This is a genomic window from Mesorhizobium sp. M5C.F.Cr.IN.023.01.1.1 (assembly GCF_003997585.1).
Lineage (GTDB): Bacteria > Pseudomonadota > Alphaproteobacteria > Rhizobiales > Rhizobiaceae > Mesorhizobium > Mesorhizobium wenxiniae.
Genome location: NZ_RZSU01000073.1, coordinates 1 through 11,958, shown reverse-complemented (window position 1 = coordinate 11,958; position 11,958 = coordinate 1). Strand labels below are relative to the sequence as shown.

Below are 11,958 nucleotides of genomic sequence, written 5' to 3'. Positions count from 1 at the left end.
TGCGGGGCCGTCTTCATGTTCGATGCCGGCTTGCTCAGGTGAGCGGTGAAAGCTGGATCTCGACGCGGCGGTTCTGAGCACGGCCGGCGGCCGTCGCATTGGAAGCGATCGGACGCGTCTTGCCGAAGCCGGTGACGGCGAAGCGGCGTGAATCGACGCCCTGCCCGGACAGATAGTTGGCAACGGCCAGCGCGCGGCGCTGCGACAGGTCGAAATTGTGTTCGTCGCCACCGGTCGAGTCGGTGTGGCCGAACACGTCGACGGTGGTCTGCCGGAACTTGTTCAGCACAAGTGCGACCGAATTCAGAACTTGATAGAAGCCGGGCTTCACCGCGTCCTGGTCGACGTTGAAGGTGATGTCGGACGGCATGTTGAGGATGATCTGGTCGCCGGTGCGGGTGACGCTGACGCCGGAGCCCTGAAGCTGCCGACGCAGTTCGGCCTCGTTCTGGTCCATCGTGGCGCCGATGGCGCCGCCGGCGAGCGCGCCGACGCCGGCGCCGATCAGCGCATTACGGCGATCGTTGCCGCCGGCAAGCAGGCCGAGTCCCGCACCAGCCAGCGCGCCGATGCCGGCGCCGGCAGCAGTGTTGGAAACTTTCTGCTCTCCGGTGTACGGATCGGTTGTGGTGCAGGCACTCACGAGCACAGCCGTCGCCACGGCGACGAGCACAGTCTTTTTCATCGGGTAGTCCCCTCTCCAGTCCGCGGTCCCACCGGTGGCGCGCCGCATCAGCCCTTCCGTTGCATCGGCCTGAAAATCGTCGATTTTCGGAAAGCACGATGCATACATTCAAAGTCTTAGAGCGTACTTTGTGCGTCCAAGTGGACGCACGTCGCTCTAATGTCTTGTAACATGAAATGCGGCGAAAAATGGAACGGGAAAAGCGGCGGGCTATGGCTTTTCCCGGTCAATTCCACGGCCTCGGTATTGCGCAATTCTGATCGGCTACCAGAGATTATCGGCTACCAGAGATTCTTCCCGTCGATGATTACGACCTCGACCTGATCGAGGTCGAAATCGTCGAACAGGCGCGAATTAACGCTGATTTTCGGATTGTCGAAATCCGGCTTGCCGGTCGACCAGTCCGGCGTTTCGGTGAAGGTGCCGCAGCCGCAGGTGGCGCAGAAACCGTGTTTGATCGTTTTCGACCCCCACCGGTAGAACGAGACATTCTTGAGCGGGCTGGTGAGCTTGAATTGCGACGGCGTGTAGTAGGCCCATAACGAGCCGCGCTTCGAGCAGAAGGAGCAGGTGCATTGGGTTACGGTTTGCGGCGCTTCCGAAACTTCGAACGTCGTCGCCCTGCAGTGGCAGCTTGCCTTTATGGTCATGAACGCCTCCCTCACGATTGCCTCCCGCCCGCACGGCAAGACAAACATAGAGAGACGTTTCCGACAACTGCCTGTCAGCAGACTTACTTGCCAGCGTCGGAGGCGTGGCACGCTTCAATGCCTGTCGTTACCCAAAACCGCTGTGGATCCCGGGTTAGCCATGGTTCAGGCCCTTGGGGCAGGCTTTTGGGCGACACGCATTAAAACGATGACGGTGGCACGAACAGGCAGATGGTCTTTCCGTCATTGGCGCCGGCGACCGAGCACCAGTGATATTCGCCATCTGGCGAATTCTTGATCCGTGCATCGCTGTAGGCCACGACCTCGCCTGTCCCTTTGATGACATAGCCCTCCGGACGCTCGCTGATCGACGTCTGCGAGACCGCGCGGCAATCATAGCCAGAACAACAGGAGAATGGGTAACTCCAGCCTTGCGGCCTCGCTGCAGTCGGCGTGGCGTCGTGCGCCAAAGCCGGCGCTGCAAATGCAATGATGGCGGCCGTCAGAGCCACCACCGCAATGGTTGAATTCAGGGGGCGGCGCGCCGTCTGGACGGCTGAGGCCGATCGGGTTTTGAGAGCAGGCATGGGCGCAATTCCTATCAACGAGTTATCAAGCGTTTCGCTTGCCCGTTCCCAGAACGTGTCTTCCCAGTGGCCGGATCGTAAGGTCGCAGATACGCCGCGTCCGGCCATAAATGCTTTTTTCCCCCCAGCCTTCGGATGCTGGGCTGATTCCTTTGTTGGCGCAAGAAATTGCTGTGCAGACCGAGCGCCGACATCTGCAGCCGGAACCAGCCTGCCGGGGTTGGCGACAGTGACTTTCACCAACCCCGGCAGATGGGATCGCAGGTAACGAGATTCAGCTCGCAGTGGTTCCGGGCTAGACGCCGGCAGGCCAGCAACATCTAGCCCGAAGGTAGAAGTCGTTGTGGAAAATTGGATGAAAAAACAAAGCCGTAAAGCGACCGCTCAATTAGAGTGAGAGCCTGTTACTCTAGCGTGATGTTCCTGCTGCTTTGGCGGTAGGAGCTTCAGTCGATATCGGCCACCACTTCGCCGGCGCCGCCCTCGATGCGCTGCGACAGCGACGCCTCCATGAAATCGTCGAGGTCGCCGTCCAGCACGCTCGACGGGCTTGTGCTCTCGATGCCAGTGCGCAGATCCTTCACCAGCTGATAGGGCTGCAGAACGTAGGAGCGGATCTGGTGGCCCCAGCCTATATCGCTTTTCGACGCTTCGGTGGCGTTCGCCACCGCCTCGCGCTTCTTCAGCTCTTCCTCGTAGAGCCGCGAGCGCAGCATCTCCCAGGCCTTCGCTTTGTTCTTGTGCTGGGAGCGCTCGGCCTGGCAGGCGACCGCGATGCCGGTGGCGAGATGGGTGATGCGGACCGCCGAATCGGTGGTGTTGACGTGCTGACCGCCCGATCCGGACGAACGATAGGTGTCGATGCGAACATCCGATTCGGAAACGTCGATCTCGATCGTATCGTCGATCACGGGGTAGACCCAGACGCTGGCAAAGGACGTGTGGCGGCGCGCATTGCTGTCGTAGGGCGAAATACGCACGAGACGATGAACGCCGGATTCCGTCTTCAGCCAGCCATAGGCGTTGTGGCCCTTGATCAGGAGGGTGGCGGATTTGATGCCGGCCTCTTCGCCGTCATGCACTTCCAGCACCTCGACCTTGAAGCGGCGCCGCTCGGCCCAACGCGTGTACATGCGCAGGAGCATCGAGGCCCAGTCCTGGCTTTCGGTGCCGCCTGCGCCCGCATGAATTTCGAGGTAGGTGTCGTTGGCGTCCGCCTCGCCCGACAGCAGCGTCTCGATCTGGCGGGCCTTGGCTTCGCCGCGCATCGAGCGGATCGCCGCTTCCGCCTCGGCGACGACGCTCTCGTCGCCTTCTTCCTCGCCAAGCTCGATCAGGCCGATATTGTCTTCCAGCGCCTGGGTGAGGCCTTTGACCGCGGCGATGCCTTCCTCGAGGCCCTGGCGCTCACGCATCAGCTTCTGCGCCTCCAGCGGTTCGTTCCAGAGGCTCGAATCCTCGGCACGCACATTCAGGTATTCAAGCCGCTTTATGGCTTGATCCCAGTCAAAGATGCCTCCTCAGCAGGGTTATCGCCTGCCTGATTTCGTCGACAATGTTCTGCGTTTCCGCGCGCATGGCTGGTCGTTCTGTCCTGTGCTGAATTGTGCCCTGTTGCTTAAACAGAGCTGGGTTGGCGCGATACATAGGGACGGCACCGCCACCTGTAAAGCGAAATGGGCCGGCCCGAAAGGCCGGCCCAGAACACCATGTGCTATGTCAATATAGCCCGCCGCCGCCGGACTGGATGGCTTGGTTGGCCTGTGGCGACAGCGCGCCGCCGGAGGCGTTGGAGCCGTCCGCACCCATGCCGATCACCCAATAGCTGTCGGCGGGGCCGGTGCCCGGCTTGAAAGCTTCGATAAAGGCGCCAGCGTCGCCTGGGTTGGCAGCCATGCCGGTCTTGCGATTGATGGCGATCAGCTTCATGCCTTCGGGAACCTGGAAATCGACATTGGGCGTGCCGTCCAGCGCCACGCGCATGAAGTCCTTGAAGATCGGCGCGGCGAGGCCGCCGCCGGTCGCGCCCTTGCCAAGACCTTTCGGCTGATCGTAGCCCATATAAAGGCCGACAACGAGATTGGGTGTGTAGCCGATGAACCAGGTATCTTTCTCATCGTTTGTCGTTCCGGTCTTGCCGGCGATGTGGCGGCCGAGTTCGGCGACCGTGGCGCCGGTGCCGCGCTCGACGACGCCCTCCATCATCGAGGTAATCTGATAGGCGGTCATCGGATCGAGCACCTGCTCGGAATTGTCGACCAGTTCCGGCTCAGGCTGGTTCTGCCACTCGGCGGCGTTGCAATTTTCGCAGCCGCGTTCGTCCTGCCTGTACACCGTCTTGCCGTAGCGATCCTGGATGCGGTCGATCAGCGTCGGCTTGATCGACTTGCCACCGTTGGCCATGATCGAATAGGCCGACACCATGCGCATCACGGTCGTCTCGCCCGAACCGAGCGCCATCGGCAGATACGGCGCCAGACGGTCATAAACGCCGAAGCGCTCGGCATATTCGGCGACCAGCTTCATGCCCATGTCGTTTGCAAGGCGCACAGTCATCAGATTGCGCGACCTCTCGATGCCGGACCGCAAGGTCGCCGGGCCAGCCGTCCTTCCATCGTAGTTCTTCGGCGTCCAGGTCGTGTTGCCGCTCTTGATGGTGATCGGACCGTCCATGATCACCGAAGCCGGCGTATAGCCATTGTCGAGGGCGGCCGAATAGACGATCGGCTTGAACGACGAACCCGGCTGCCGCATCGCCTGCGTGGCACGGTTGAATTCGGATTGCGAGTAGGAGAACCCGCCGACCATGGCCAGTACACGGCCGGTATGCGGATCCATGGCGATCATGCCACCTTCCACTTCGGGGGCCTGGCGCAAGATATAGGCCCCGTCCGCACCCTCTTTCTTCTGCACGAAGATAACGTCGCCCGGCTTCAGCACGTCCGCCGGCGATTTGGCCTTGACGGTCTTGCCGCCGACCACATGACGCATGGCGAAGCTCATGTCGTCGCGGCTGACGGTGCCTTCGACGCGATCCTTGACGAGTTCGCCCGAGATCTGCCGGGTCGGCCGAAGGCCGATGGACAGGCCGCTCTCCGAGCTGTCGAGCACGACGGCGAGCGACCATTCGGGCACGTCGTCCAGTCCCTTGACTTCGCTCAAAGGCACGCCCCAGTCGCCGGATACGCTGATGGTCTTCACCGGCCCGCGATAGCCGCGCAGCGTATCGAACTTCATCAGGCCGTTCTGCATGGCTTTGCGGGCGATGAGCTGCATCTTGGGATCGAGCGTCGTACGGACCGACAGGCCGCCCTCGTAGAGCGCATTCTCGCCGTAGCGCGCGCTGATCTGGCGACGCACTTCCTCGGTGAAGTATTCGCCGGCGAACAGATAGGTGCCGGAGCGGCGTGGCTTGACGCCGAGCGGCTCGGCCTTGGCCTTGGCGCCTTCCTCCTGCGTGACGTAGCCGTTGTCGACCATCTGGTCGATGACCCAATTGCGGCGCTCGATCGCGCGGTCGGCATATTTGAAGGGGTGATAGTTGGAGGGACCCTTCGGCAAAGCCGCCAGATAGGCCGCCTCCGCCACGGTGAGTTCATTCACCGCCTTGTCGAAATAAGTGAGCGCTGCGCCGGCGACGCCATAAGCGCCGAGACCGAAGAAAATCTCGTTAAGGTAGAGCTCGAGAATGCGATCCTTCGAATAGGCCTGCTCGATGCGGAAGGCGAGGATCATCTCCTTGATCTTGCGCTCGTAGGTCTGGTCCGAGGACAACAGGAAGTTTTTCGCCACCTGCTGGGTGATCGTCGAGGCGCCGACCTGGCGCTTGCCCGAACCGAAATTCTGGAGATTGACCATGACTGCGCGGCCAAGGCCGGTCATGTCGATGCCGGGGTGATTGTAGAAATTCTTGTCCTCGGCAGACAGGAAGGCCGCCTTGACACGATCCGGCACCGCCTGGATCGGCAAATACAGGCGCCGCTCGCGCGCATATTCGGCCATCAGCGCACCGTCGGACGCATGGATGCGGGTCGTCACCGGCGGTTCATACTTGGCCAGCACCTCGTAGTCGGGCAGATCCTTCGACAAATGGCTGATATAGATCGCCACGCCCGCCGCGACCAAAAGGGCCAGCGCCGTGCCGATGCCGAAGAAATAGCCAATGAGACGAATCATGCCCGCTCCAGTCCTTGGTTCGGAATTTCCTAAATGAAGCCGCCTTGCGCGCAAGCTTTCGAGGCGATCCCGACCGGTAATCGAAAACCCTTGTCGCCACCATGTGGGCAAAATGCGGCAGCCTGGAATTTCGGCTTCGAATGGCGAAAATATAAGTGCAAAGTGTTGTCGTCGTGCAACGCTGCCTCTGGTTGTGGCGAGGGCCGGCTTCTCAGCCTCCAGTTCCGGCTCCGGCCTTGGCTGAAGCGAACAGGGCGATGGCATTGGTTATGCTCTGGGCCGCCTTGCCGCGCCAATCGGCGCTGAGCAGTTGCGCCTCGTCCTTGGCATTCGACAGATAGCCGAGTTCGACCAGCACGGAGGGGACATCCGGCGCCTTCAACACTTTGAAGCTGGCCGAACGCTGCGGATTGTTGATGAGGCCGACGCTGGTGGAAAGCTGGCCGACCAAAGTCTGGGCGAAACTCATCGAGAAACTGTGCGTTTCGCGGCGAATCAGGTCGATCAGGATGTCGGTCACTTCCTTGTTGTCGTCCTTGATTTCCATGCCGGCGAATTGGTCGGAAAGGTTTTCACGGTCGGCGAGCGCCTGCGCTTCGGGATCGGAAGCCTTGTCGGAGACCGTGTAGACGGTTGCGCCGCGAAGGCCCTTGACCCTGATCGTGTCGGCGTGGATCGAGATGAGCAGATCGGCCTCGTGCTGGCGGGCAATGCGCACGCGGTCGTCCAGCCGCAGGAATTGATCTGTCTCGCGCGTCATGAACACGTCGTATTTGCCGACTGCGGCAAGTCTTTCCCGCAATTCGGTGGCGAAGGCGAGCGTGACGTTCTTCTCGACCGTGCCGTTCAGGCCCTCGGCGCCGCCGTCGATGCCGCCATGGCCTGGATCGATGACGACGGTGAAGCGATGACCTGGATTGGAGACCGGGCCGGTGCCGACCCTGCCACCCTTGTCGGAGGAGACCGTCGAGCCGGTGGTCAGCGCCTGATTGGCAAGAGCGGCGTCGAACTCCCGCACGGACGCTGCCGACATGTCGATTGCGATGCGGTAGCCGCTGTTGTCATCGTTCTTGAGCACGTCGAGCCTGTCGACGGCGAACGGACCCTTGCCGGTGAGAATCAGCCGCGACACCCCCTCGCCGAGATCGCCGTAGCGCACGCTCCTGACCAGGCCGCGCGCCTTCAAATCCTTGGCATTGATGGCGAATTTCGTGCTTGGCAGGTCGACGACCAGACGGTGGGGGCCGCGCAGCAGAAACCATTTGACATCGGGTTCGCGATCGAAATTCATGACGATGCGCATCTTGGTGGCGTCACCCGCCATTTTGTAGCTCGTCACTGCGAGCGGTGCGTCGGCAGCAAAGGAAACCGGCGAAAAAGCCAGGCAAGCGACAACCACCGACAGCAGACAAGCGGCTCGGAAGTAGGCGGCGTAGGAGAAAGGGCCTCCGGCGCGACTACTCTTGTGCGTGAAGACTGCCAGTCCCATCTCTTTCCAGTCGCTCCGGTTTGGCGCCAGGCGCCCAATCTTGTTTGTCGGAGTGTCGGCGTCTTGTCGAAATGCCGTTTAGGCCGCGAACTCAATTAACGATTGGTATCCAGAGAAGGTTAACCAAGCCTTTTCATCCAAAGGCTTAAGCTGTGCTTCCGTTGCGGAACTGCTTTTTGCCGGCATCGGAAATCGGGGTTGCCTTCCAACCCGCCAAATCATAAAAGCGATGCTGGATCACTGCAATCCTGGAACCGTCCTTCTCCGCAGCTTCCTGCTACAGCTCAGATGAACGACGGCTCCTTTCGCTTCAGGCGAAAAAGGTATCAGGTGATCGCGACGAATTTCGCAGGTGCGAGCCCGTGGCGGGGGAAGCGCCTGCGTGAGGAAAACGGCCGGGATTGTCCCGCGCCGGCTCTGTATGAGCAAACAAGCTGGTCCGGTTTTCCCGGGCTTTGGTTCAAAAAGGTTCTGCTGGTTACGATGGCTTCAAGCGCAATCATGGAAAGGTCCGCAGCAAACCGCGCCATTATGGCTGCGGGCGGCACCGCCATGGCGCTCAGGCAGCGGTCGGCGGACATTCAATTGCCCGGCACCCATGTTCATCCACACTCACAGCGGCGGGCGTTGCCCCGCAAGCTGCGGCTGACGGCTGCCGGGGGGAAACGAAATAATGCCCAACAAGATGCTGATAGACGCCTCCCACCCGGAGGAAACACGTGTTGTCGTCGTTCGCGGTAACCGTATTGAAGAATTCGACTTTGAATCCCAGGACAAGAAGCAGCTCAAAGGAAATATCTACCTCGCCCGCGTAACGCGCGTCGAACCCTCGCTTCAGGCAGCCTTTGTCGAATATGGCGGCAACCGTCACGGTTTCCTCGCCTTCAGTGAAATTCATCCCGACTACTACCAGATTCCGGTCGCCGACCGTCAGGCGCTGCTGCGCGCAGAAGCGCAGGAGGCTGAAGACGAGGACGATGAGGATGGCGAGGGCGACGACCGCCAGAGCCGCGATCGCGGGCGGCGCGGACGCCGGCGCGGCGGCAAGAGCCGCGACCGGGGCGAGCACAAGCGTGATGCAGGTGCGGCCGATTCTGACGATTCTGTCGAGTCCAATGACAGCGGTTCCAATGAGGGCGGCGAACACGGCGAGCATGCGGTCGCGGATAACGCCGATGCCGTTTCCGAAAATGTCGACACGCCGACCGGTACTTCGGAACATGGCGAGGATGTCGCCGGTCATGTTGACGCGAGTCGTAATGAGACGAGCCATGATGAGGCGAGCCATAGCGAGACGAGCCATAATGAGACTGGGCCTTCCGAAGGCGGTCCAAATTCCATCGCCGCGAGCATCGAAGCGGATGTGATTTCCGAAGCCGTGCGGCAGGCGGAGACGGCCGGCGAAGCCACGTCCACCGACAATGATCGCGGCATGCTGGAAGAGGTGCAGTCCTCGCATCCGGAGGACCATGAGGTCGAATCGGTCGGCGCCGAGGATGCGCTGGAAGAAGCGCGCAACCGCCGCAAGCCGGTGCGCCGCCAGTACAAGATCCAGGAAGTGATCAAGCGCCGCCAGATTCTCCTGGTGCAGGTCGTGAAGGAAGAGCGCGGCAACAAGGGCGCAGCGCTCACCACCTACCTGTCGCTTGCCGGCCGCTATTCGGTGCTGATGCCGAACACGGCGCGCGGCGGCGGCATCTCGCGCAAGATCACCAACGCGCAGGACCGCAAGCGGCTGAAGGAGGTCGTCGCCGATCTCGAAGTGCCGCAGGGCATGGGCGTCATCCTGCGCACAGCCGGCGAAAGCCGTACCAAAGCCGAGATCAAGCGCGACTACGAATATCTGATGCGGCTTTGGGAAAACGTCCGCAATCTGACGCTGCAGTCCACGGCCCCTGCCCTGGTCTACGAAGAAGGCAGCCTGATCAAGCGCTCGGTGCGCGACCTCTACAACAAGGACATCGACGAGATCCTGGTCTCCGGCGAAGAGGGCTATCGCGAGGCCAAGGACTTCATGCGCATGCTGATGCCGAGCCACGCCAAGGTCGTGCAGCCGTTCCGCGACACGACGCCGATCTTCGTGCGCAATGGCATCGAGGCGCAGCTCGACCGCATGCTGCAGCCGCAGGTGACGCTGAAGAGCGGCGGCTACATCATCATCAACCAGACCGAAGCGCTGGTCGCCATCGACGTCAATTCGGGCCGCTCCACCAAGGAGCACTCGATCGAGGACACAGCACTTCACACCAACCTGGAAGCGGCCGAGGAAGTCGCACGGCAGCTGAGGCTGCGCGATCTTGCGGGTCTGATCGTCATCGACTTCATCGACATGGAGGAGAACCGCAACAACCGCTCCGTCGAGAAGCGGCTGAAGGATCACCTCAAGAACGATCGCGCCCGCATCCAGGTCGGCCGCATCTCGCATTTCGGCCTGATGGAGATGTCGCGCCAGCGCATCCGTGCCAGTGTGCTGGAATCGACGATGAAACCTTGCCCGCATTGCGGCGGCACCGGCCATGTGCGGTCCGATTCGTCTGTCGCGCTGATGGTTGTGCGCGCGATCGAGGAATTCCTGCTCAAGGATTCGCGCAGCCACATCACGGTGCGGACGCCGGCGGCGACCGCGCTCTATGTGCTCAACCACAAGCGCGGCACGCTGGTGGAACTCGAAAGCCGCTTCGGCCTGACCATCACCGTCGAAGCCGACGACACGGTCGGCGCCCAGCACTATGCGATCTTCCGCGGCGCGCTGGCTGAAAAGCCTGAAGGCTTCGTCGAGGTGCGCACCTTGCCCGCCTATGTCGAGCCGGAAGAGCCCGCCGACGAAATCGTCATTGAGGAGGAGGAAGACGCGGCCGTTGCACCGGCGGAGCAACCGCGCCAAGCTCAGCAGCCGCAGCAGCCAAGGCTAAGCGAGGATGGCGAAGGCCGCGACCGCAAGCGCCGCAAGCGCCGCAGACGGCGCGGCGGCAAGGATCGCGACCGCGAGCATGGCGCCCCCGTGGAAGGCGCGTCCCTCTCGGCCACAGCCGATGGCGTCTCCGAAGCCTCAAGCGATGAAGGCGCTGAAGCAGACCACGAGGACCAGGTCGGCGTCACCGAGGCGGTGGAAGCGTCGGATGACGGTCGAGAGCCTGATGAAGGTCGGGCGCCGGATGAAGGTCAGGGCAAGAAGCGCCGGCGCGGCAAGCGCGGCGGCAAGCGCAATCGCCGTGAAGACGGCGAAGGCGAGGTCGATGCAGGCACTGCAGAATCGGCTGACGGCCCCCAAGGCGAAGTCTTGGAGGGCGTAACCGTCTCCAGCGAGCCGGTAGCAGCAACGCCGGTCGAAGAGCCTGTGGACCTTGCTCCGGCCAATGACGACATGCCGAGCGCCGAAAAGCCGAAGAAGCCGCGCCGCGCCGCCAAGCCAAAGAAGGCTGCGGCGGACGTCGTCGCCGAGACGCCGGTTGCCGAGCCGGAAATCGTCGCCGAGGCTCCCGCACCTGTTTTGGAGGAAACAGCCGTGGCCGCCGTCGACGAAAAACCGAAGGTCCGCCCATCGCGACGCAAGCCCGTCCCGGTAGATGCTCCGGTTGAGCCGATCGTGTCCTCGACCGTTGCCGAAGAGGAAAAGACCGAGGAAAAGCCGAAGCGTGCCGGATGGTGGCAGCGGAAAGGCTTCTTCTAAGCTTTTCGGTGGCTTAGCCTGATCTTTTGACCAAAGAATCCCGCGCTGTCTTGTCGACAGCGCGGGATTTTTCTTATCTGAAGCGCCACAAGCTTTATGGCGAGAAGACCGACCAGTTCATCATCTTCGCCAGTCTTTCCAGCGCAATCGACCCCAGCCTGGAATTGCCGTTGGCGTTGAGGCCGGGCGCCCAGACGGCGAGCGAGGCCACGCCCGGCACGATCGCCAGAATGCCGCCGCCGACGCCGCTCTTGCCGGGAATGCCCACGCGAAAGGCGAAATCGCCTGAGCCGTCATAGTGGCCGCAGGTCAGCATCATCGCGCCGATGCGGCGGGCGCGCTCGGCTGACACCACGGAATGGCCGGTCGCCGGGTTCTTGCCGCCATTGGCGAGGAAGCGACCGGCCAACGCCAGTTGCCGGCAGCTCATGGCGATGGCGCAATGGTGGAAATAGACGCCCAGCGCCAGGTCCGGCGCGTGGTTGAGATTGCCAAAGGATTTCATGTAGTTGGCAAGCGCCAAATTGCGAAAACCGGTGGCGCGTTCCGAAGCAGCGACTTCGCGGTCGATGATGATGGTCTCGTCGTCGGCCAGGAACTGGATGAAGCGCAGGATCTCGCCGATCGCCTCGCGCGGCTGGTGGCCGGCGAGCAGAATGTCGGAAATGACGATGGCGCCGGCATTGATGAACGGATTGCGC

General features: G+C 61.9%; 8 protein-coding genes. 1 reads left to right on the top strand and 7 read right to left on the bottom strand.

What is annotated here, in order from left to right:
- Positions 1-34 precede the first annotated feature (34 nt).
- The 6 genes from EOA78_RS24655 to EOA78_RS24630 form a co-directional block, all read right to left on the bottom strand.
- Positions 35-685 (bottom strand): OmpA family protein, encoded by a 651-nt coding sequence (locus EOA78_RS24655; RefSeq protein ID WP_065008303.1) that lies wholly within the window; start codon positions 683-685, stop codon positions 35-37.
- 281 nt (positions 686-966) lie between these two features.
- On the bottom strand, positions 967-1,335 hold the full coding sequence (locus EOA78_RS24650; RefSeq protein WP_127317387.1) for a GFA family protein: 369 nt from the start codon (positions 1,333-1,335) through the stop codon (positions 967-969).
- Between the two features lie 200 nt (positions 1,336-1,535).
- Positions 1,536-1,922, bottom strand: coding sequence for a hypothetical protein (locus EOA78_RS24645; protein WP_127317408.1), 387 nt, complete (start codon positions 1,920-1,922; stop codon positions 1,536-1,538).
- A 446-nt stretch (positions 1,923-2,368) separates the two neighbouring features.
- Positions 2,369-3,500, bottom strand: a protein-coding gene (gene prfB, locus EOA78_RS24640; RefSeq protein ID WP_127317386.1) for a peptide chain release factor 2 whose coding sequence is annotated in 2 segments (ribosomal slippage) — positions 2,369-3,433 and positions 3,435-3,500 — 1,131 coding nt in all. Because the reading frame shifts where the segments join, the coding sequence is not laid out codon by codon here.
- Positions 3,501-3,641: 141 nt separating this feature from the next.
- Positions 3,642-6,098 carry a penicillin-binding protein 1A gene (locus EOA78_RS24635; protein WP_127317385.1) on the bottom strand — a complete coding sequence of 819 codons (2,457 nt, stop codon included), beginning with the start codon at positions 6,096-6,098 and terminating at the stop codon, positions 3,642-3,644.
- Between the two features lie 211 nt (positions 6,099-6,309).
- Positions 6,310-7,587, bottom strand: coding sequence for an N-acetylmuramoyl-L-alanine amidase (locus EOA78_RS24630; RefSeq protein ID WP_127317384.1), 1,278 nt, complete (start codon positions 7,585-7,587; stop codon positions 6,310-6,312).
- Positions 7,588-8,260: 673 nt separating this feature from the next.
- Here EOA78_RS24630 and EOA78_RS24625 point away from each other — a divergent pair.
- Positions 8,261-11,257 carry a ribonuclease E/G gene (locus EOA78_RS24625; protein WP_127317383.1) on the top strand — a complete coding sequence of 999 codons (2,997 nt, stop codon included), beginning with the start codon at positions 8,261-8,263 and terminating at the stop codon, positions 11,255-11,257.
- 94 nt (positions 11,258-11,351) lie between these two features.
- Here the strand turns inward: EOA78_RS24625 and glsA are convergent.
- On the bottom strand, positions 11,352-11,958 hold a 607-nt coding region (gene glsA / locus EOA78_RS24620; RefSeq protein WP_127317382.1), incomplete at its 5' end, for a glutaminase A.

Bases quoted from the DNA above. Each gene is read 5' to 3' on its own strand.
- EOA78_RS24635 (WP_127317385.1), bottom strand. From the start codon at position 6,098: ATGATTCGTCTCATTGGCTATTTCTTCGGCATCGGCACGGCGCTGGCC.
- EOA78_RS24655 (WP_065008303.1), bottom strand. From the start codon at position 685: ATGAAAAAGACTGTGCTCGTCGCCGTGGCGACGGCTGTGCTCGTGAGT.
- EOA78_RS24625 (WP_127317383.1), top strand. From the start codon at position 8,261: ATGCCCAACAAGATGCTGATAGACGCCTCCCACCCGGAGGAAACACGT.
- EOA78_RS24645 (WP_127317408.1), bottom strand. From the start codon at position 1,922: ATGCCTGCTCTCAAAACCCGATCGGCCTCAGCCGTCCAGACGGCGCGC.
- EOA78_RS24650 (WP_127317387.1), bottom strand. From the start codon at position 1,335: ATGACCATAAAGGCAAGCTGCCACTGCAGGGCGACGACGTTCGAAGTT.
- EOA78_RS24630 (WP_127317384.1), bottom strand. From the start codon at position 7,587: ATGGGACTGGCAGTCTTCACGCACAAGAGTAGTCGCGCCGGAGGCCCT.